The organism is Cryobacterium inferilacus (assembly GCF_019599185.1).
GTDB lineage: Bacteria > Actinomycetota > Actinomycetes > Actinomycetales > Microbacteriaceae > Cryobacterium > Cryobacterium inferilacus.
This window is the reverse complement of sequence record NZ_JAIEUL010000004.1, coordinates 199,460-220,677: the sequence shown is the minus strand read 5'-3', so window position 1 is coordinate 220,677 and position 21,218 is coordinate 199,460. Positions and strand designations below refer to the sequence as shown.

Annotated in this window: 14 protein-coding genes and 1 pseudogene; 6 read left to right on the top strand and 9 right to left on the bottom strand. The window is 69.5% G+C overall.

Features of this window, described 5'->3' with window-relative positions:
* Nucleotides 1-114 precede the first annotated feature (114 nt).
* Entirely contained in the window at nt 115-1,200 is a 1,086-nt protein-coding gene (locus tag K2F54_RS05885) for an NAD(P)-binding domain-containing protein (protein WP_220604916.1), read from the top strand.
* Between the two features lie 9 nt (nt 1,201-1,209).
* Here K2F54_RS05885 and K2F54_RS05880 read toward each other — a convergent pair whose 3' ends face one another.
* The 4 genes from K2F54_RS05880 to K2F54_RS05865 form a co-directional block, all read right to left on the bottom strand.
* Entirely contained in the window at nt 1,210-3,366 is a 2,157-nt protein-coding gene (locus tag K2F54_RS05880) for an APC family permease (protein WP_308287536.1), read from the bottom strand.
* A gap of 200 nt (nt 3,367-3,566) precedes the next feature.
* Nucleotides 3,567-4,172, bottom strand: coding sequence for a PadR family transcriptional regulator (locus K2F54_RS05875; protein ID WP_220604915.1), 606 nt, complete (start codon nt 4,170-4,172; stop codon nt 3,567-3,569).
* Nucleotides 4,169-5,047 carry a DUF4097 family beta strand repeat-containing protein gene (locus K2F54_RS05870; protein ID WP_220604914.1) on the bottom strand — a complete coding sequence of 293 codons (879 nt, stop codon included), beginning with the start codon at nt 5,045-5,047 and terminating at the stop codon, nt 4,169-4,171. The genes K2F54_RS05875 and K2F54_RS05870 overlap by 4 nt, the downstream gene beginning before the upstream one ends.
* Nucleotides 5,048-5,179: 132 nt before the next feature.
* The gene (locus K2F54_RS05865) at nt 5,180-6,019 is read right to left on the bottom strand and encodes a CPBP family intramembrane glutamic endopeptidase (protein ID WP_255576736.1); all 840 of its coding nucleotides are present in this window, start codon (nt 6,017-6,019) and stop codon (nt 5,180-5,182) included.
* Between the two features lie 211 nt (nt 6,020-6,230).
* On the opposite strand from K2F54_RS05865, the gene K2F54_RS05860 reads away from it, so the two are divergent.
* Complete coding sequence (locus tag K2F54_RS05860) at nt 6,231-7,535, top strand: M20/M25/M40 family metallo-hydrolase (RefSeq protein WP_220604913.1); 1,305 nt, start codon at nt 6,231-6,233, stop codon at nt 7,533-7,535.
* Nucleotides 7,536-7,563: 28 nt separating this feature from the next.
* Here K2F54_RS05860 and yczE read toward each other — a convergent pair whose 3' ends face one another.
* On the bottom strand, nt 7,564-8,172 hold the full coding sequence (gene yczE, locus K2F54_RS05855; RefSeq protein WP_220604912.1) for a membrane protein YczE: 609 nt from the start codon (nt 8,170-8,172) through the stop codon (nt 7,564-7,566).
* Nucleotides 8,173-8,234: 62 nt separating this feature from the next.
* Here yczE and yczR point away from each other — a divergent pair, with 62 nt between their 5' ends.
* Entirely contained in the window at nt 8,235-9,686 is a 1,452-nt protein-coding gene (gene yczR, locus K2F54_RS05850; protein ID WP_220604911.1) for a MocR-like transcription factor YczR, read from the top strand.
* A gap of 72 nt (nt 9,687-9,758) precedes the next feature.
* Nucleotides 9,759-13,028 carry an efflux RND transporter permease subunit gene (locus K2F54_RS05845; RefSeq protein ID WP_220604910.1) on the top strand — a complete coding sequence of 1,090 codons (3,270 nt, stop codon included), beginning with the start codon at nt 9,759-9,761 and terminating at the stop codon, nt 13,026-13,028.
* A gap of 20 nt (nt 13,029-13,048) precedes the next feature.
* On the opposite strand, the gene K2F54_RS19510 is transcribed toward K2F54_RS05845, so the two are convergent.
* The 4 genes from K2F54_RS19510 to K2F54_RS05825 form a co-directional block, all read right to left on the bottom strand.
* Nucleotides 13,049-14,323 (bottom strand): M23 family metallopeptidase, encoded by a 1,275-nt coding sequence (locus K2F54_RS19510; protein WP_220604909.1) that lies wholly within the window; start codon nt 14,321-14,323, stop codon nt 13,049-13,051.
* 730 nt (nt 14,324-15,053) lie between these two features.
* Nucleotides 15,054-16,853, bottom strand: coding sequence for an HNH endonuclease signature motif containing protein (locus K2F54_RS19430; protein WP_220604908.1), 1,800 nt, complete (start codon nt 16,851-16,853; stop codon nt 15,054-15,056).
* Between the two features lie 115 nt (nt 16,854-16,968).
* Complete coding sequence (locus K2F54_RS05830; protein WP_220604907.1) at nt 16,969-18,126, bottom strand: alpha/beta hydrolase; 1,158 nt, start codon at nt 18,124-18,126, stop codon at nt 16,969-16,971.
* Nucleotides 18,127-18,282: 156 nt separating this feature from the next.
* Complete coding sequence (locus tag K2F54_RS05825) at nt 18,283-19,389, bottom strand: FUSC family protein (RefSeq protein WP_220604906.1); 1,107 nt, start codon at nt 19,387-19,389, stop codon at nt 18,283-18,285.
* Nucleotides 19,390-19,542: 153 nt separating this feature from the next.
* Here K2F54_RS05825 and K2F54_RS05820 point away from each other — a divergent pair, with 153 nt between their 5' ends.
* Nucleotides 19,543-20,304 carry an SDR family oxidoreductase gene (locus K2F54_RS05820; protein WP_220604905.1) on the top strand — a complete coding sequence of 254 codons (762 nt, stop codon included), beginning with the start codon at nt 19,543-19,545 and terminating at the stop codon, nt 20,302-20,304.
* A gap of 260 nt (nt 20,305-20,564) precedes the next feature.
* A pseudogene (locus K2F54_RS05815) lies at nt 20,565-21,218 on the top strand (DEAD/DEAH box helicase); the annotation flags it as partial.

Sequence of the window (21,218 nt, the reverse complement as noted above, 5' to 3'; positions counted from 1 at the left end):
CATGAGTCACCCGGGAGTTGCCGAACGGAATAGTGAAATCTAACCGCTAGTTTAGCATGGTGGGCCTGACGCCCCGATGACGCGGTTCACGGCTGGACCGGGGGATGAGGTCACGTGCACGACGGCGGGACTGTGCCGGTGGTCATCATCGGGTCCGGCCAGGCCGGGCTGTCCGTGGCGTACCACCTCCGGCGGGCCGGTCTCACCGCCGGGCGCGACTTCGTGATCTTCGATCGCGGTGCGGATGCCGGCGGCGCCTGGCAGTACCGCTGGGAGTCCCTGCGCCTCGGTGAGGCCCACCGGGTCAACGATCTGCCCGGCCTGGCCGAGGTGGGCCTGAGCTTCGAAACCGCCGATCGCACCCGGCCCGCCCGCGACGTCGTCACCGAGTACTACCGCCGGTTCGAGGAGCACTACGAGCTCAACGTGCTTCGACCGGTGGCCGTGCGGTCGGTGTTCAACCGCAACGCCGACCTGGTGGTGCGCACCAGCTCGGTGGCGCGGGGCGAGCAGGAAACCCTCGCCAGGCTGCTCGTCAACGCCACGGGCACCTGGGGTGCGCCGTTCGTGCCGCACTACCCGGGTGCCGACCGGTTCCAGGGGCGCCAGCTGCACACCAGCGACTACACGGATGCGCGCCAGTTCGCCGGCCAACGCGTGGTCGTGGTCGGCGGCGGCACGTCGGCCATCGGCCTCATGCTCGAGCTGGAGGGGATCGCCGCCGACCTGACCTGGGTGGCCCGCCGCCCGATCGAGTGGGTGCGCACCGAACACCTCGACCCTGAGGGGGCCTTGGCGGCGGTGGCCAAGCAAGATGAGGCCGCCCGCAACGGCCTGGCGCTGCCGAGCATCGTCAGCGGCACCGGGGTGCCGGTGAGCCGGCGCATCCAGGCCGGAATCGACCGAGGCACCCTGGTGGCCCGGCCGATGTTCGCGGGCCTGGAGGAGACCGGGGTGCGCTGGCCGGACGGTTCGGTCACCGCGGCCGACGTCATCATCTGGGCCACCGGGTTCCGGCCGGAGCTGCGCCACCTGGCGCCGCTGAAGCTGCGCACCGGTGCGGGCGGCCTCGCCGTCGGGGCAGGTGCGTCCTGGAGCGACCCGCGCATCTTCCTGGCCGGGTACGGCCCCCAGGCCAGCACGATCGGCGCCAGACGGGCCGGCCGGGTGATCGCCAGACGGCTGCTCGCCCTGCTCTGAGCCGCTGACTTACTTGCGCTTGCGCCTGTTCGGGTTCACCGGTCGGGGTCTCGGCTTCATCGGCGGGCTGGCCGGGCTCGACTTCGGCCCGGTCTCCTCCGCGGCCGGCACGCGCACGCTGGTCGTGTCCACGGTCACCGGCTCGAGCGGCCTCCGCGGGATCGGGTGCGAGCGCACCGGCTCACCGCGACGCTCCTGGCCGGGTATCGGCCGGGACCTGCGCCCGTAGATGAGCTCGGAGGAGTCCAGCAGCCACGGCACCAGAGCGATGGTCACCCCGTGCACGAGCATCAGCTTCTGGCGCAGGCGCCTGGCCTTGTGGTTGTGCAGCAACGATTCCCACCAGTGCCCGACGATGTAGATCGGCGTGTACACGGTCACGACTTCTGAGCCGTACTCCTGGCGGCGGTCCTTGATGTAACAGATCAGCGGCCAACTGATGTCGCGGTACGGCGACGCCACGATGTTCAGCGGCACCTGGATGTTCTGCTTGGCCCAGTCGATGATGAGGTTCTCGGTCTCCTCCTCGTCGATCGACACGTGCACGGCCTCGAGGCTCACGTGCCGGGCGGCGATGGCGTAGTCGAGGGCCTTGAGCACCGGCTTCTGCATCTTGCCGACGAGCACGATGGCGTGGTCGCCCTGCGACCCGAAGGTCGTGATCGGGTCGACCTCGACCTCCCTGGCCACGTCGCGGTAGTACCGGTTCACGCCCAGCATCAGCATGAACAGGATCGGCATCATCAGGAACACCAGCCAGGCGCCGTGGGTGAACTTGGTGATCGTCACCACGATCAGCACCACCCCGGTGAGCAGGGCGCCGAACCCGTTGATCGACAGGCTGCGGATGATCGAGCCCCGGTTGGGCGGAGCGGTCTTCAGCAGGGTCAGCCAGTGCACCACCATGCCGGTCTGGCCGATGGTGAACGACACGAACACGCCGATGATGTAAAGCTGGATCAGCACGGTGAGGTTGGCCTGGTAGATCACGATGATCACGATGGCGGCCAGCGCGAGCAGCACCACACCGTTCGAGTAGATCAGCCGGTCGCCGCGGGTGCTCAGCGACTTGGGCGCGTAGGAGTCGCGGGCCAGCACGCTGCCCAGCAACGGGAACCCGTTGAACGCGGTATTGGCCGCGAGCAGCAGCACCATCGCGGTGGCGCCCTGCAGAACGAAGAACATCAGCGAGTTGTTGCCGAAGGTCGCGGCGGCGATCTGCGCGATCAGGCTGCGCTGCGGCTCTGTGGCGCACTCGGCCCAGCCGATCAGATCGCACGGGTTCTCCGCGTAGTGCACCTTGGAGAACAGCGCCAGAGCGGTGAGGCCCACGAACAGCACGATCGCGATGCCGCCCATCAGGGTGAGGGTGATCTGCGCGTTCTTGATCTTCGGGCGTTTGAAGGCCGGGACGCCGTTGGCGATGGCCTCCACGCCGGTCAGGGCGCTGCATCCGCTGGCGAACGAGCGCAGCAGCAGCAGGATGAACGCCGTCTGGGCGAGGTTGTGCGCCTCCACCTCGAATCCGGCGGACTCGGCGATGGGCGCATCCCCCAGCGCCACGCGGCCCAGACCCACGACGATCATCAGCAGCACGCTGCCGATGAACAGGTAGGTCGGCAGGGCGAAGGCCTTGCTCGACTCGGCGACGCCGCGCAGGTTCACGGCGGCGAGGATGATCACGAACAGCACGGCCAGCTCCACGCGCAGCGGTGCCAGGGCGGGGATCGCGGAGATGATGTTGTCCACGCCGCTGGATACCGAGACGACCACGGTCATCACGTAGTCCACGAGCAGGGCGGATGCGACGACGAGGCCGGCCTTCTCGCCGAGGTTCTTTGAGGCGACCTCGTAGTCGCCGCCACCGTTGGGGTAGGCCTTGATCAGTTGGCGGTATGACGCCACCACCACGACCAGGAGCAGCACCACCACGGCGGCGACCCACGGGGCGAAGCTCAGGAAGGCGAGCCCGCCGAGGGTCAGGATCATGAGCAGTTCCTGCGGGGCGTAGGCCACGCTGGAGAGCGGGTCGCTGGCGAAGATCGGTAGCGCCAGGTGCTTGGGAAGCAGCTGCCCGTCCAGGTGTTCGCTGGGGAGCGGTTCGCCGATTATCCACCGTTTCGGTGATCGACCTTCAGGTAATGGGGAGTTCCCCTCTGATGTCACGAGGGATGACACTACTCCGATGCACCCCACAGTCAAGCTGTCGGCAGATTGCCAGCCTTTCTGGGAATACTCTCAGGCGCGCGGGCGGAGGCGCCGGCGCATCGCCACCGCTGATGAGCGGGCGGTTCGGCCCTGTCCGGGTGCCCGAACGGCACGAAGCCGCCCCGGACAGGGACGGCTTCGTGTGCGGTCTCGCCGGGTCAGGGCCTGAGCGAGGCGAGGATGCTGGCGCGCACCTCATCCAGTTGGCGGCGGAGTTCCGGCACCGTGGCATCCGGCAACTGCGCCCGGTAGGCCTGGGTGCGCAGGTCGGCCCGCAACTGTTGACGGAACTCGTTGAGCACCATGTCGGCCTCGCGGAGAGACCGGTTGGAGTCGCCATGCGGGCGGGTGTCCTGGTGGGGTTTGCTCATGTCGGGCGCAGCGTGCCTGGCGGCTGAGGCGAGATCGGCACGCAGGCTCTTCATCGCTTCGGTCACCCCGGTGCGCACCTCATCGGCCAGGCGGCGCACCGAATCGGTGACCTCCGACTCGATGTCGCGCAGGTCGTCTGCCCGTGCGGCCAGTTCGGCGCGGCCGGCGTCGGTGATCTCGTAGACCGTCTTGCGCTCGCCGGCGGTCTTGGTGACCAGGCCTTCCTCCTCGAGCTTTGCCAGGCGCGGGTAGATCGTGCCCGCGCTGGGGCTGTAGGTGCCGCCGAAGCGTTCGCTCAGGGCCTGGATCAGCTCGTAACCGTGCCGGGGGCGCTCGGCGAGGAGGCTGAGCAGGTACAGGCGCAGGCTGCCGTGGGCGAAGGTCGGGGTCATGAGGAGGCCTCGTCGTTCGGGTAGCCTCCGGTGCTGGTCTGGGTGGTCGAGCTCGCGTCGCTCACGGTCGCCGGCGCCCGACGCACCACCGAGATGTTCCCGGATACCGACTTGGCGCGCAGGTCGAGCCAGGAGCCGCTGAGTTCACCGGTGGTGCCCTCGTAGCCCTTGCCGAGGGTGCCGCGGATGGTCTGGTTGTCCAGCTGCAGCGTGCCGGAGACGGTGTTGAGCCGGTAGCGGGTAGCCACTTCGGCGCCCAGGCGCACGGTGAGCGCGCCGCTGACCAGGTTCGTGGAGATCTCGTCCGGGGTGCCGTCGATGTCCAGGAAGACCGCGCTGGTCACGCCGTCGACGGTGAACTTGCCGATCGTTCCGCTCGCGGTGAGCTCGCCGGACACGGTGTGCGCGGAGATGTTCCCGACGTGGTTGCGCACCGAGATCTCACCGTTCACGGCGTTCAGCTCGAGGTCGCCGACCATGTCGTCGATCACGAGGTCGCCGGAGACCGTGCTGAGCTTGGCGTCGCTGCGCAGGCCCGTCACGAGGGCATCCGCGGTGATCACACCGAACTTCAGGAGCACGTCGTGCGGCACGGTCACGCTGACCTCCGCCTTCGCGGTGCCCCGGAAGGAGGCGAAGACGTCGAGGAAGTTGTCCCAGCGCAGCTGCGGGTGATCGATCTCGAGCGCGTCCTCCACCATGGAGACCTTGAGGTCGAGCCCGGAGACACTGTGCACTTCGATGCGGGCACCCGGCTCGTCGCTCCCGATGATGTCGATTTTTCCGCCGATCAGGCTCACTTTCAGGGAACGAACCAGCTCGATGTCGATGATTTTGGACTGCCCGGGGGCAATCAGCCATTTTTCTTGCGTCATTGTTTTCTCCTTCGCGATATATCGCGTTCAGTGAGAATCAAGCTATATCGCGTCTAGGCCTCGCGCAAGGCCCTCACGGCAAACCCGAAGAAACCAGGGGAGCGCCGCCGGGCCGCGCCGAGTGCGCCGGAGTCAGTACGGGAAAATGGCCAGCCAGTCCCGGTTGTGGGCGTGCACGAGCACCAGGAAGACCACCAGGTCGAAGAGCAGGTGCACGCACACCACATAGGTGAGCGACTTGGTGATGGAGAAGGTGTAGCCCTGCAGCAGTGCGAACGGGATCGTCAGCAGCGGACCCCAGCTCTGGTAGCCGAGCTCCCAGAGGAACGATACGAAGATCACCATCTGCAGCAGATTCGCCGTCCAGAAGGAGAAATGCCGCCGGAGCAGGGCGAAGACCGTGCAGATGAAGAACAGTTCGTCCCAGATGCCGACGAAGCCCACGCCCACGAAGAGCCGGCCGAGTTCGTCGGGGGCGCTGATGGCCGGCCAGTTCAGGTATGCGCCGGAGCGGATGAAGTAGGTCGGCAGAATCAGGTAGCCCAGCAGCAGGACCCCCACCAGATACCAGCGTTCCAGGGTGGTCCAGCGCTGCCCGGTCTTGATCGGGAACCACACCTGGCGGTCGCCGAACAGTCGCCGGGACATCAGGTACGGCACGAAGACGGCGGCAGAGAGCACCACGCCCATCAGCGCCATGTTGGGGTAGCTGATGTTCGCCTCGACCGAGATCGTGCTGATGATCAGGAGTCCCACGCCGATCAGGAGCAGGTCCTTGAACAGGGCCCGGTCCGCCCAGAACGCCACCAGCAGCGCCAGCGCGAGGGTCGCGTACCCCGGCAGTCGCAGCCCCAGGGCAAAGATGAGCACCGCAGAGGCCGAGACCAGCAATGCCGCCACGATCCGCAGCGGGGTCCGGGCGGATGCGTGCACGGACGTGGTCCTGGTGGCCGAGGCCGCGTCGTCTCCCATCCGCCAATTCTGTCCGAAACCCCCGCCCACGTAAACCGCACCGCCGTCCCGCCCGCACGCCCGCCCCGTGGCGCATAACTCCTGCAGAATTCCGGCCGATCCCGGTCAGGTGGCAAAACGGATGCCGGATGGGCGGAAATTGCAGGAGTTATGCGTCGGACAGGAGGGTGAGGTACTGCCGGGAGGGGGCATCCGGCGCTAGGTTCGGGGAATGGCGAACCAGAGACCAGACCGGCCCGTCTCACCGGCCCCGGATGACGGCGTCGACCGGGCCACCCCGGCGGGCCCCGCCGACGGCCCGGCCCTCCCGGCGGAGCAGCGGGCGGACGCCCTCGACGCGGTCGACGACGGTCACCTCGACCCCGTCGTGCTGGCCGCGCGCCTGATCGCCATCGAGTCCGTCAACCCCGACCTGGCGCAGGGCGGGGCGGGCGAGGCCGCCATCGCCGACTGGTGCGCCGCGTGGCTCGCCGGCCGCGGATTCGAGGTGCACCGCCTGGAAGACCGCCCCGGCCGCCCCTCCATCGTCGGCATCAAGCGCGGCACCGGCGGTGGTCGATCGCTCATGCTCAACGCCCACCTCGACACCGTCGGCGTCGACGGCTACGAGTGCGACCCGTTCGCGGGCCAACGGCACTCGGGCAGGTTGTGGGGCCGCGGCGCGTTCGACACCAAGGGCGGACTGGCCGCGGTCCTCGTGGCCGCGCAGCGGGCCACGCTCACCCCGCTGGCGGGCGACCTGCTGGTCACCCTGGTCGCCGACGAGGAGTTCGGCAGCCTCGGCACCGAGGAGGTGCTGCGCAGGTTCAGCGCGGATGCGGCGATCGTCGTCGAACCCAGCGAACTCAGCCTCACCGTCTGCCACCGCGGCTTCGCCTGGTTCGAGCTCACCCTGCACGGCCTGGCGGCTCACGGGTCGATGCCCGCACTCGGCGTGGACGCCATCCGGCACGCCGGCCTGGTGCTACGCGCCCTCGATGACCTGCAGGCCCGGCTCGACCGCGCGCCGGCGCATCCGCTGCTCGGCCACGGCAGTGTGCGGGTGTCCCAGATCGCGGGCGGCACGGATGCGGCCACGGTCGCGGCGCGTTGCACCCTCACCATCGAGCGGCGCACGCTGCCCGGCCAGACCCCTGACGCCACCGAGGCCGAGCTGCGTCACCTGCTCGACGGGCTGGCCCGTGACACCGCAGGCTTCTCGTACGAGCTCACCCGGCTCGTCGCGCGCGGAGCGTTCGAGGCGGACCCGACCTGGCCGGTGGTGCGGTTGCTCGCCGAACAGGCCGAGCGAGTGCTGGGCCGCCCGATCGAGCCACGTGGTGAGCCGTACTGGACCGACGCCGGTCTGGTGCTCGAGGCTGGCATCCCGTGCCTGCTCTTCGGTGTCGACGGTGGCGGCCCGCATGCCCCCGTGGAGTGGGCCACCGAAGAGTCCATTCGGCAGGTGGCCGACGCCCTCGAGGGCACCATCGTCGCGGTCTGCGGCGCGGCGCCGGCCACCCCCTCTCGGCGATAGCTTCCGCAAAAGCGGCCGTGCGGTCACCTCACCCGGCCGTGGCGACCACAGCGCCGCTCTCGCGCACCCGCCGGGCGAACAGCGGCAGGGTCCACTGGCAGAGCGGCCCCACCAGCAACGCGAACGCCACCGTGCCCACCCCCACGTTGCCGCCGAGTAGCCAGCCGATCACGAGCACGGAGCCCTCGATGCCGGTGCGCACCGCCCAGATCGGCCAGCCGGTACGGGCGTGCAGGCCGGTCATCAGGCCGTCCCGCGGGCCGGGGCCGAGATCCGCCCCGATGTAGATGCCCGAGGCGACCGCCAGCAGCACCAGCCCGGTCGCAAACAGCAGCACCCGCGCCCAGAGATCCAGGTCGGCGGGAATCAGCCAGAGGCCCACATCCGCCGACGGCCCCACCAGCAGGGCGTTTGCGACCGTGCCGACGCCCAGCTTCTGCCGCAGCGGAATCCACAGCAGCAGCACCACGCCACTGATGATCGTGGTGACCAGCCCGAAGCCCAGGTGGGCATGGCCGTCGATGCCCTGCGTCAGCACGTCCCACGGCGCCACCCCGATGGCCCCGCGCACGATCAGCGCGATACCGATTCCGTAGAGGAAAAGGCCAATGAGCAGCTGAACGAGGCGATGAGTCATGGAAGCAATCCAATTGCATCTACAGGGTGTACTCAAGTAGCCAATCGACCTAAAGTGGCTTCATGTCGTCCAACCAGTTGACTGCCCGGGCCCTGGAAGCGCTGCTCGGCGAGTGGCGCGCCACCGGACCGGCCTACCGGGCGCTCGCCGACCGCATCCGCCTGCTCACCCTCGACGGTCGCATCCCCGGCGAGAGCAGGCTGCCCGCCGAGCGCGACCTCGGCGCCCGGCTGGGCCTGAGCCGCACCACCGTCACGGCCGCGTACCGCGAACTGCGCGCCGCGGGGTTCCTGGTGAGCGTGCAAGGGTCCGGCAGTATGACCCGGCTGCCCGGCGTTCCCACCGGTGCGGATGCGCCGGCCGCGCCTGGTGTGCTCGACCTCGGCCAGGCGGTGCTCCCGGCCTGGCCCGGCCTCGCCGACGTGGCCGTGCTCGCCGCGGCCGACCTGCCCCGGCACCTGCAAGACTCGGGTTTCGATCCGCTCGGCCTGCCAGAGTTGCGGCGGGCGGTTGCCGACCGGTACCGCCAGCGGGGGCTGCCCACCGACCCCGACCAGATCATGGTCACCATCGGCGCCCAGCACGCCATCGCCCTGCTCGCCCGGGTGCTGGTCAGCCGCGGTGACAGGGTGCTCATCGAGACGCCCACCTACCCGCACGCCTACGAGGCGTTGCGTGCGGCCGGCGGCCGGCTGATGCCCGTGTCGGTGACGGCCGCGCTGCCCGGAGTCGAGGCGGGGTGGGACGAATCGGCTCTGCTGCAAACGCTGGAACGCAGCAATCCGGTGCTCGGCTACCTGATGCCGGATTTCCAGAACCCCACCGGGCAGACGATGCCGATGGAGCAGCGCGAGCGAGTGCTTGCCGCCGCCGCGCGGCAGGGCACCATGCTGATCAGCGATGAGACCATCGGCGAACTCGACATCGACCGGGCGGGCGAGTTCGCGCCGTTCGCGGCGTCGGCGGATGCGGCCAGGCCCGACCTCGCCGTCTCCGTCGGCTCGGTGGGTAAAACGGTCTGGGGCGGCCTCAGGGTGGGCTGGATCCGCGCCGACCCGGCCCTGATCCGCAAGCTGGCCGCCGCCAGGCTGGCCAACGACCTGGGCACCCCGGTGCTTGAGCAGCTCATCGTGGCCCGGCTGTTGCGACAGCTGCCGGAGATCCTCCAGACCCGCCGTACCCTGCTGCGCGAGGGCCGCGACCGGCTCGTCGCCGGGCTGGCCGAGCGATTCCCACACTGGCAGGTGCCGACGGTGGACGGCGGCATCACCCTGTGGGTGAACCTCGGTCGCCCGGTCAGCTCCCAACTGGCCCTGTCCGCCCGGGCGCAGGGGCTGCTGCTACCCGCCGGCCCCCGGTTCGGCATCGACGGCGCGTTCGAGCGATTCCTGCGTATCCCGTTCTGTTACGGACCCGCCGAGATGCCCCGAGCCCTCGACGCCCTCGCGCTGGCCTGGGACTCGTTGCTGCGGCATCCGCTGCCCGACACGGGCTACCTCGCCGACGTCGTCTGACCGTCACGAAACCGTCATCTGTCGGCCCGGCCGCACGACGTCGGCAGACCGGGCAAATGAGATACTGATCGGGTGTATTTTCTCTCGGTCCTGAGCATGAAGAATCGGGCGCTCATCGCGCTCATCACCGTCGTCGCGGCCATTTTCGGCTCCCTGGCGCTGACCAGCCTCAAGCAGGAGCTGATCCCCTCCCTCCAGCTGCCCACCCTGCTGATCTCCACCAGCTACCCCGGCGCCTCGCCCGAGGTCGTCAATGATGACGTGTCCACGCCGATCGAGACCGCCATCCAGGGCATCGAGGGGCTCGAGTCGACGTCCACGACGAGCAGCACGAACTCCTCGCTGGTCAACGCCACGTTCACCTACGGCACCGACCTCGTCAAGGCCGAATCCAAGGTCAGTCAGGCCGTCAACCGCATCAAGACCGCCCTGCCCGCCGATCTCGACCCGCAGGTGATCAGCGGCAGCATCGACGACTTCCCGGTGCTGTCCGTGACCGTGTCCGGCGGTGACGCCGACACCGTGGCCGACCAGCTGCGCCGCGGTGTCCTCGGCGACATCCGCGACATCGAGGGGGTGCGCGATGCCGCACTCGTCGGCGACATCGGCCAGCGCGTCACCATCACGCCGGATGCCACCGCGCTCGCCGTCCGTGGCCTCAGCACCCTGGCCATCCGGGACGCCCTGCAGCAGAACGGTTCGCTCATCCCCGGCGGCTCGCTCACCGAGAACGACCAGACCCTGTCCGTGCAGGCCGGCACGAAGCTCGGCTCCGCCGACGACATCGCGGCCCTTCCGCTGATCGGCGCGAGTGCGCCGGCGACGGCACCGGCAACGGATGCACCGGCAACGGATGCGTCCGCGGCATCCGCACCGCTGACGATCGGCGACGTCGCCGAGGTTGCCGTCGTCAACAACCCGGTGACCAGCATCTCCAGGGTCGACGGCGAAACCGCTCTCACGATCTCCGTCACCAAGGTGCCCGCCGCCAACACCGTGGACGTGTCTACCGCCGTGCGCGCCATTCTGCCGCAGCTCGAAGACGCCGTGCCCGGCACCACCATGACCGTGGTCTTCGACCAGGCCCCGTTCATCCAGGAGTCCATCGACGCCCTTACCCAGGAGGGCATCCTCGGTCTGATCTTCGCGGTCCTGGTGATCCTGGTGTTCCTGCTGTCGGTGCGGGCTACCCTCGTCACCGCCATCTCCATTCCCACCTCGGTGCTCATCACCTTCATCGGCCTGCAGTCCGTGGGCTACTCGCTGAACATCCTCACCCTGGGTGCGCTCACCATCGCCATCGGCCGGGTCGTCGACGACTCCATCGTCGTGATCGAGAACATCAAGCGGCACCTGGTCTGGGGCGCCGATCGCGCCGAGACCATCGTGCGCGCCGTACGCGAGGTGGCCGGCGCCATCACGGCCTCCACCATCACCACCGTCACGGTGTTCCTGCCGATCTCGTTCGTCGGCGGGTCCACGGGGGAGCTCTTCCGCCCGTTCGCTCTCACCGTCACCATCGCGCTGCTCGCGTCGCTGCTCGTCTCGCTCACCATCGTTCCGGTGCTCGCCTACTGGTTCCTGCGAGCACCCAAGCCGGCCCCCGCCGACGCCACGACCGCCCCCGCCACGACCGCCCCCGCCGAGGAAACGCCCGCGCTCGAGCCGAGCGCCGGCCCCGCCCCCGGCACAGTGGCCACCGCCACCGGCACAGTGGCCACGGCCGCGCTCACCCGCAGCCGGCACGCCGCACCGGATGCCGACGGCTTCGACGAGCGTGACGCCCGTGAGCAGCCCAGCCGGTTGCAGAAGGGGTACCTGCCGGTCATCCGCTGGACTCTCAAGCACTACGTGGCGACCCTGCTGCTCGCCGCCCTGGTGCTGGCCGGCACGGTGGCGTTGCTGCCGTTCATGAAGGTGAACTTCCTCGGCTCCACCGGCCAGTCCACCTTCCAGGTCAGCCAGGAACTTCCGGTGGGCACCAGCCTCGCCGCCCAGGATGCCGCATCCACCGCGGTGGAAGACACCGTGCGAGGGGTGGACGGCGTGAGTATCGTGCAGGTCTCTCTCGGCGGCGGCAGCGCTTTCGGCGGGTTCTCCGGTGGTGGCGGTTCCTCCAGCACGGTGACCTACTCGGTCACCACCGACGACTCCGCTGATGCGGATGCCGTGCAGGCCGAGGTACGAGACCAGCTCGACGGCGTCGACGGTGCCGGCGAGATCACGGTCTCCTCCGGTGGCGGCTTCGGCGGATCTTCCGACATCGAGATCGACATCACGGCGGCGTCCGGCGCAGACCTGCAGCAGGCCTCCGACGACATCCTGGCCGTCATCGGCGACCTCGACTCCGTCAGCCAGGCCAGCAGTAACCTGTCGGCCTCGCGCCCGTATATCGCCGTGACCATCGACCGCACCAAGGCGGCTGCCGCCGGGCTCAGCGAGCTCGCGCTCGGCACCCTGGTGTCCCAGGCGATGCAGCCCAGCAGCATCGGATCGATCACCGTGGAGGAGGCGTCGCTGTCGGTGTACCTGCAGTCGGAGTCGGCGCCGACGACCACGGCGGATCTCGCCGACCTGCAGGTGCCGACCGCGGCCGGACCGGTGGCGCTGGACACCCTGGCCGTGGTGCAGCAGGTGGACGGCCCGTCCACGCTCACCACCACCAAGGGCCTGCGTACGGCCACGGTCTCGGCTACGCCCGATGGTGACGACCTCGGCACCGCCACCGCCCAGGTGACCACGGCGCTCGCCGACACCGGCCTGCCCACCGGTGCCACCGCCACCCTCGGCGGTGTCTCCGCCGACCAGACGGATGCGTTCGAGCAGCTCGGCGTCGCGATGCTCGTGGCCATCCTCATCGTCTACATCGTCATGGTCGCCACGTTCAGGTCGCTGTTGCAGCCGCTCTTGCTGCTGGTGTCCGTACCGTTCGCGGCGACCGGCGCGATTGCCCTGCAGGTGATCACGGGCATCCCGCTCGGTGTCGCCTCCCTCATCGGCGTGCTGATGCTCATCGGCATCGTCGTCACCAACGCCATCGTTCTCGTCGACCTGGTCAACCAGTACCGGCAGCGGGGTCAGACCGTCTACGACGCTCTGGTACACGGGGCGTCCAGGCGCCTGCGCCCGATTCTCATGACGGCGCTGGCGACGATCTTTGCGCTGCTGCCCATGGCGGTGGGTCTCACCGGGCACGGTGGGTTCATCTCCCAGCCGCTCGCGCTGGTCGTCATCGGCGGCCTGGTGTCGTCGACGGTGCTCACTCTGGTGGTCCTGCCGGTGCTCTACCTGGTGGTCGAGGGCGGTCGGGAACGCCGACGGTTCCGCCGGACGATGCGCTGAGCCGCCGCGCTCGGCGCGAGTCAGCCGGTGCCGAGGTCGATGCCGCGCTCGGTGAAGAACGGCAGCGGATCTATGGCGTTGCCGTCAACCCGCACCTCGAGGTGCAAATGACAGCCGGTGGAGGCGCCGGTGCTACCGACCTTGGCAATCACCTGGCCTGCCGTGACGGTATCACCAGTGGTCACCAGCGTGGCGTCGTCTCGAATGTGGGCGTATCCGGTGCTCACGCCCTCGCCGTGCTCGATCAGGATCCAGTTGCCGTAGGTACCGAGCTGCCCGGTCTGCGTGACCACCCCGGCGCTGGCGGCGTAGATGGGAGATCCGCAGGCTGAGCCGAGGTCGGTGCCGGCATGGAACGCGTTGACGCCGGGCAGGGGCCGGATGGGGCGCGAGCCGTAGCTGTCGTTGATGATGCCGACAACGGGGGTGGCCCAGCCCTGATTGCTCAGCCGCGCCCCGAGGATGCCGGCGAGCTCGCTGGCAGCCGCCTCGGTGCGAGCAGCGGATGCCTCGGCCGATTGCGCCAGCGCCAGCCGGGCGTTCTCGCTGGCCGCGGTCAGGGCGGCGGTGGCTTCGCTCAGCGTGAGCTCGGCGGATGCCAGCGCCGCTTCCTTGTCGGACAGGGGGACGTTCGCCGCCGCTTCCTCGGCAGCGAGGAGGTCGGCCTGTAGGGTGGCGGCGCGTTCGGTGTCCGCCGCGACCTGGTCGCGGATGTCGGTGATGCTGCCCGACAGCGAGCGGAGCCGGTCAGCGCTGCCCAGCCTGGCGAGTAGGTCGCCCTCCTCCTGCGCCCCGAGCAGCGCGTCGAGGGTGGCCGTGTCGGAGCCCTGTTGAACCATGGCACGGGCGAGGGCCGCCAGGACCCTGGTGGAGGCATCCGCTGTGACGACGGCCGCGTCGGTGAGGGCGCTCATCTCGACGACCCGGGTGAGTGCGGCGTCATGGTCGGCCAGCGTCGCGGCCAGGTCCAGCCGGGCGGCGTCATACGCCGTCTGGGCCGAGGCGTGTGCCGTTTCCGCGGCGGCGAGGGCTGCGGCCGCCTCGACAGCCGCGAGCGATGGACCGGTGTCGGTCGGGACCTGGTCGAAGGGCGACGGGGCGACCGGGCCGAGGGGAGTGTATGGCCCGAACGGCAACGTGGGGTTGGTTGGAGTGACCAGGCCCGGCTCGGTGTCGAGAGCCGTCGGGTCGGTGGGCTCTGGTGTGGGTGTGGGTGTTGGAGGTGTCGGCGTCTCGGACGGCACCGGCGGCGTCGGCGTTCCCGTCGGGGTGGGTGTCGGGGTCGGGGTGGGCACAGTCGTCGGGGTGGGTGTCTGTGTCGGTTTCGGCGTTCCGGTCGGTTTCGGCGTGCTTGTCGGGGTCTCGGTCGGCCGGGGTGTGGGCCGGTCGCTCGGGGTCGCGCTCGGCCGGGGAGTGGGCGTCTCGGTCGGTCGTGGCGTGACCTGCCCGGTCGGTGCGGGAGTCGGTGCCGCCTCGGGCGCCCCGGGTGATGTCGGCTGCCCGGCCCCTGGGGGTGACGTGGACGGTGTTGGTGGTTCGTCGGTCTGTGCGGGTGGCGCCGCCGGGGCCCCGTAGGGTTGCGGGGCCGGCTCAGAATCCACTCCCGGTGCCGGGGGCGGCGTCGGTGGCGTTGCCGGCGCGATTGGGGTTGAGGTTGACTCCGGTGTCGGGGTGGGGGTTGGCGTAGACGTGGGTGTGGGTGTGGGTGTGGGTGTGGGTGTGGGTGAGGTGGGCGGGCCTGCAGGTGTGACGGTGGTGGCGCTCGCCGCTGGTGCGCCCATCGCGGACACGGGTGCACCCGCCGCGAGGACGAACGACCCGACGGCGATCATGGTGCCGATGGCGAAGGGACGAAGAGCGCGATCAACGCGGTGCGGGCTACGACCTTTCGACGTCAGCATCATGCCGTTTGCCCTTTACGGTTCGGTAAGTCTGATGGCCGGCACCCGGCAAGTGGCGCCAGTATCGCACCGGTGGTCCATCCTCGCTACGACCCGATCACAGGCGCCCGGCCTCCGCCTACGCTTAGTTCCGGGCGTCGCCGCGGGGCTGTTGTTCCTGCGCCGCGGCGCTCTTGCTGCGCATCCGGATCAGGGTCTGGCCGGGGTCGACGGAGGCGGGTGGTCTGAGCCAGTAGACGCCCTGGTTTTCGAAGATCTGCCAGCCCTGACTGTGCAGCAACCGGTGGTGTGGTGGGCAGAGCAGAACACCGAGGGCGATGTCGGTGGCGCCGTGGTCGCGCACCCATTCTTCGAGGTGGTGGGCTTCGGTGCGGGAGGGTGGCTTGTCGCAGTCGCCCCAGATGCAGCCGCCGTCGCGGGCGGCGAGGGCGATGCGTTGGCCGGCGGTGAAGACGCGTTGTTCCCGGCCGAGGTTGAGCGGTTGGCCGTCGTTGTCGAAGTCGATCTGCAGGGTGCCGCCGGTGCAACACAGCCGGTCGATGGTCTCCTGCGAGACGGGTTCGGTGTGGCCTTCGATGAAGCCGTGTCCGGTGCCGTCGGGAATAGCGACGAGCACCGCGGTCGGGTCGATTTCCGGCGGTGGTTCCGGTACCGGCTCGGGGACGGGTGCGTCGGTGGGCCGGGCCGGGCCTGGGGCGTCAGTGGGTCGGGCCGGAGTCGGTGCGGGTGCGGGTGCGGGTTCGTCGGCGGATCGAGCCGGTGCCGGGGCGTCGGTGGGTCGGGCCGGGGCCGGGGTGGTGGTGAGGACGCGGACGGCGGGGGTGCGTCCGCCGAGCATCCGGTCCGGGTTGACGGTGCTGCCGGCCTTGATCAGGTCGATGAAGGTGTCTGCGGTGAGCTGGTCGGTGCTGCGCGGGTCGTCCTGCACGGCTTTGGCCCAGGCGGCCCGCTCAGGGTCGACGAACCGCACCCCGCCGCGGCGGGGGCCGGTGGCGCTGTCGTAGACGGAGAGCAGGAACGCGCCCTGCTCGGGCGGGAACTGGCCGTTGAGGTGCACCTGACCGGAGTCGCTGGTCCAGACGCGCAGGTACCGGTCGTCCCAGGCTTTCTGTTCCCGGGTGGCGATGCCGGCGGCGTCGAGGGTGTCGCGCGCCCGTCGGGAGCGTTTGAGCAGGGCGTCGACGGTCATCGTCTTCGCCTCGGCCAGGAGATCGAGAACGGCGGTGCGGAGGACTTCGGCGGTGACGACGGTGTCGATGGCGCCGAGCCCGGCGCGGATCGCGTGCGCGGCGGCCACGGAGAGGGAACCGGTGGCGACCGCGGCGGAGATTGGGCTGTACCAGGGCAACGAGACCGCGGTGCAAGCCGGGCCGGGACCGTCCACGCCGCCGGGTCCGTCGTTACCGTCCACGCTATCGACGCTGCCGACGCCGTCGAGTCCGTCCAGGTCGGCGGGCCCGCCCAGGCCGGCGTCCTCGTCGAGCAACCGGCGGGCCTCTTCCTCGTCGGCGGCGGCCGTAGCTGCCGCCTGCGCGGCCTCGGTGTCGTCGAGCATCGTGCCCACATCCATCAGCTTGCGAGCGTCGGCCTTGGTGCAGCCGGTGAGGTCTTGGATCAGCTCGGCCGGGGAGAGGAAGCCCTGTCTCGCGGCCAGGCCCTGTTGGCCGAGCTCACGGCGGGACCGATGGGTGAGGGTCTTCGCCAGCCACACCGCCCGGGTCTCGATCAGAGCCCGTAACGTCGCGAGCTTCTTCTGCCCGGCAATCAACTCCGCATCCGTCAGTGCGTCGTAATCGGCGCTACACGCCCCGAGCTCCTCGACGGCTTCAACCGCGGCGGCCAACGGATGCACCAGCGCCGAATCCGCAGGCAGCACGGCACTTTCCGGGGTGTCGGGGGCGGATACAGCTGCGATGCTGGGCATGTAGTGAGAATAGCTCAGTATCGAAGCCTTGTGTGGTGAAAAGCAAGCCTGTGGAGAACTTTTTTTGGGCGCTCACCTGCCCTGCCTCGTGGCCTCGCCAGTGAGCTGGGCGGGGTCAGGTTCCGAGATGAAGGTGCAGAAAGTCCGCGACCTGAACCCGCATCGCCTCGTCCAGAATCCCGATGGAGTGCAGGCTGCCCGGCACGGTGACGAGCTGGTTGGTGATGCCCAGCTCGCTGAGGGCGTCGGCGAAGTCTGTCGACTGACTGAGCGGGATGAATTCCTCGGTCGAGGTGCCGATGAACACGGGCGGGTCGGTGCGATCCAACGAGGTCACGGCAGACGCTTTCGGCGCGGACGGGCAGTCGAGCAGGGAGGAACAGTCGAGGTAGTCCAGGGCGATCTGCTCCAGCCCGGAGGAACCGCCGGACACCACGAGTCCGTCGTAGCTGAGGTCGACGGGGCCGGAGAGTTCGGCGACTGCCGCTACCCGGCTGCCCTCGGTGAGGGGGCCGCGCCCGCGGGTGCCGAGCAGTGTCGCCAGGTTGCCGCCCGCCGAGCCGCCGAACGCGCCGATCCGGTCCGGATCGATGTTGTAGGTGTCGGCGTTGGCGCGCATCCACTCCACGGCCCGACCGATGTCGTCGATCGCTGCGGGAAAGGCGACCGCAGGAACCAGGCGGTAATTCACCGAGTATGCGACGAAACCCTCTGAGGCCAACCATTCGCAGACGTTGCGCCAGTCGCTGTTGGCCTTGTCGCCGCGGGCCCAGGAACCGCCGTGCACCGAGAGCACAGCCGGGCGGAGGGCGGCTGCGGCCGGCGCTTCGGTGGGGGTGGTGTCGCTGGGCAGCGCCGTTGCGGTCGGATCGATGGTCGATCCCAGCCCGCCTCCGGCGTCCTCTTCCGGTGTCGCCGCGGGCGGTGCCGTCGTTGCGGCGGTGTCAGCAGGCTGCGCTGTCGGCGCGGCAACGTCGGCGGGGGAGCAGACGTCCAGCGTCAGCTGGGTGCCGTCCGGCTCGGTGGCGTAGACGACGTCTTCGACGACGACGGCATCACCGGGGGCGTCGAAGGTGCGGATGCCGACCACGGCAGTCGTGTCGACCTCACTGGCGGTGCCGCCGGCCTGGGCTGGGGTCACGGGGCGCAGGTCCCAGTGGAAACCCGACAGCAGCAGCGCGACAGCCGAGGCCATGCCGACGACGTAGGTGACGAGAAGTAGGCGGAAGCGTCGGGAGCCTAGTCCGATGGTGCGGCGGCGACCGGTGCTCACGGGTGCTCCTGAATGCGCTGGGTGCGTGGACTTCTGAGAATAGAACGCCCAGGCCGGGCCGGGTTAATCGACGCAGCTCCGGGTGCAGGCCGGGCGCGCCGTACGGCCCTCGCCGGCCAGCGCCGAGCATTCAGGGGCGATCTCCCCGCAGCGGACTCAGGCGGCGACCGGGGCGTCGCGCACGATTCCCGGTCGAAGTGCCACGAGCATCCTGTTGAGGTCGAGTGTCGCCGCGCTTGCCGCCACGATGGCCTCCGCACCCAATTCGCGATGGTCGTGGATCGCCTGGGTCACGGCGGCGACGGCGGCCTCCGCCGCCTCCAGCGACTTCAGGTTTGTCTCGCCGGTGTACCATTCGGTGACCACGTTGGCCGTGGCCCGCACTGCAGCTCCCAGCGCCGGCCGCAATTCTTCTGGCAGTTCGACCGGCACGGGGGTTCCCCAGGCGGCCCCGGCGAGCACATCGGTGAGGTCGCGCACGTAGAAGGTCGTGTTCTCCAGCGCGGCCAGGTCGGTGTAGTCGGTGCTGAGATCGTGCGGGCGGATGCGTGCCCGCATGTTGATCCGCCGGCTCTCGTCGGCTTCCGCCAGCGCGCGACGCACCGCCGTGGTCGTGTCGTTCAGCGTGGCACCCTGCTTGGACCACTCGCCCTCTTGCGGGGGCCAGTCCGCCTCCAACGCATCCGCCACCGAGGCCAGGTGGGTGCCCAGGGCGGCCCGCAGGCGGGACAACTCCTTCACCGCCGCGGTCACCCGCAACGGCGGAGCGACCAGCAAATTGATCGCCAGGCCCACAACCACGCCCAGGGTCATCTGCGAGACGTAGCCGATGGAATAGCCGTCGGCGTTCGGGCCGCCGACGATCAGCACGAACAGTCCGGCGATCGGCACATAGTCCCGGCCGGCACCCAGCTGGCGGATGCCGCTGAACAGCATCCCGATTCCCACCACGAGCGACACCGTGACCACGCTGGGCTCGCTGAAGATGATGACGGAAGCGGCCAGGGCAATGCCGATCACCAGCCCGGCGAGCGTCTGGGCGGCGTTCTTGATGGAGCCCATCAGGGTGGGGAAGCTCGCCACGATCACGCCCAGCGGTGCGTAGTAGGGGTAGTCGTCGGCGACGCCGGGCATCAGCGGCGCCAGTTTCCAGGCGATGGCGACCCCCACGGCCGTCTTCGCGGCTTGCAGGAGCCGCGGGTGCGCGATCGCGGACTTCAGCAGCCCGCCGGTCGCACGTGGGGAAAAATCAGGAGTGCGCATCGAACGATTGTGCATCAGAGGACTCCGTCCGCCTAACCTGACCGCGCCACACCCGCCCGCTCCGCGCCGAACGGCCCAGCCGGCATCGGCATACACTCGCGGCAACACCCGTGACCGAAGTGCTGGGGCAACAGAACCGCCGAAGGAGGCGCCGTGAGGATCGCAGTGGCGGGGGGAACCGGCATCGTGGGGCACCACCTCACCGATCTGGCCAGGAGCGCCGGCCTCGAACCCGTGGTGATCGGCAGGTCCACCGGGATCGACCTCCTTACCGGAGCGGGACTGCCCGCGGCGCTTGACGGCGTCGATGCCGTCATCGATGTGGTCAATACGCCCACGCTTTCCGCGAAGGCGTCCCGCCGATTTTTCGGCACCACAACGGCCACACTGCTCAACGCAGAGGCGGATGCCGGTGTGCGGCACCATCTGGCCCTGTCGATCGTGAACGCCGCCACGGTTTCGGCGGGCTACTACGCCGGAAAGGCCCTGCAGGAGGAGCGGGTGATGCGGGGCGCCGTGCCGTGGACCCTTCTGCGTGCCACCCAGTTCCACGAGTTCGCGGCGCAGACCCTGGATCGGGGATCCAGGGGAGCCGTTGCGCTGGTGCCCGTCATGCGTACTCAGCCCGTGGCGGCGCGTGAGGTCGCCGCGCGCCTCCTCCGCCTTGTTCTCGGTTCGCCGCGCGGCATCGTTCCGGCCCTCGCCGGTCCCAGTGAGCAGACTCTGGGCGACATGGTGCGTGACTACGCCAGGGCCACGCGGTCGCGCGCGCTCGTCGTCCAGGTTCGGCTGCCGGGCCGGATGGGCCGGGCGATGCGTGACGGTGGCCTGCTGCCGTCACCCGGCACCGAACGTGGCGCGCAGTCTTTTCAGGAGTGGCTCGAGACCGACGTCAGGGCGGCACCGTCCGTCTGACCGTGTGCACTGCCCGGTGCAACTGCCCCGTGACATTTGGGACTCGATCAGGTAACGTAGACAAGTCGGCTCTTGACACCGCGTGTTTCATTGTGTGCGCGGATGGGTTTGTAAGTCAGGATGGGCCGGTTTCCCAGTAATCCGCTGGTGAAAAATCACTGTATGTGAACGGCCCCGGCCATAGACTGCCCGGGTTCTCAGGCTGCGTCGCTGTGCGACGTACTACTGCCATGTACTCAACACAACCCAGAAACACTTCTATGCCTTCTAGCAAGAAGCCGGCCGTCGGCCGCGCAGCCAAGAACTACGACCCGAGCTACTCCAAGGGCGGCCCCAAGGGCGCACCCAAGGGCGGCAGCAAGAGCCCCGGGCACCGCGGCTACCGCGCCGACGAGGGTGCTCCCAAGAAGCAGCGCTGGAACGCCGACGAGCGTGCCGCTCGCTCCGGTGAGCGCTCCTCCTCCGACCGTCCCGCCTACGGCGACCGTCCCGCGTACGGCAACCGCACCGAGCGCCCGGCCACCGGGCAGCGCTCCGAGCGTCCCGCCTACAACGACCGTGCCCCGCGCACCGATCGTCCTGCCTACAACAACGACCGTCCGTCGTACAACAACGACCGTCCCGCCCGTGGCGGCGACCGTCCGTCCTACGGCGACCGTGCCCCGCGCACCGACCGTCCGGCCTACAACAACGACCGTCCGTCGTATGGCGACCGTGCCCCGCGCACCGACCGTCCCGCCTACAACAACGACCGTCCCGCCCGTGGCGGCGACCGTCCGTCCTATGGCGACCGCGCTCCGCGTACCGACCGTCCGGCCTACAACAACGACCGCAACAACGACCGTCCCGCCCGCGGCGGCGACCGTCCGTCGTACGGTGACCGTGCTCCGCGCACCGACCGTCCGGCCTACAAC

Excerpts from the sequence above, each read along its gene's own strand:
- K2F54_RS05875 (WP_220604915.1), bottom strand. The coding sequence starts at position 4,172 with ATGACCCCGACCTTCGCCCACGGCAGCCTGCGCCTGTACCTGCTCAGC.
- K2F54_RS05870 (WP_220604914.1), bottom strand. The coding sequence starts at position 5,047 with ATGACGCAAGAAAAATGGCTGATTGCCCCCGGGCAGTCCAAAATCATC.
- K2F54_RS05825 (WP_220604906.1), bottom strand. The coding sequence starts at position 19,389 with ATGCGCACTCCTGATTTTTCCCCACGTGCGACCGGCGGGCTGCTGAAG.
- K2F54_RS05860 (WP_220604913.1), top strand. The coding sequence starts at position 6,231 with ATGGCGAACCAGAGACCAGACCGGCCCGTCTCACCGGCCCCGGATGAC.
- yczR (WP_220604911.1), top strand. The coding sequence starts at position 8,235 with ATGTCGTCCAACCAGTTGACTGCCCGGGCCCTGGAAGCGCTGCTCGGC.
- yczE (WP_220604912.1), bottom strand. The coding sequence starts at position 8,172 with ATGACTCATCGCCTCGTTCAGCTGCTCATTGGCCTTTTCCTCTACGGA.
- K2F54_RS05865 (WP_255576736.1), bottom strand. The coding sequence starts at position 6,019 with ATGGGAGACGACGCGGCCTCGGCCACCAGGACCACGTCCGTGCACGCA.
- K2F54_RS19430 (WP_220604908.1), bottom strand. The coding sequence starts at position 16,853 with ATGCCCAGCATCGCAGCTGTATCCGCCCCCGACACCCCGGAAAGTGCC.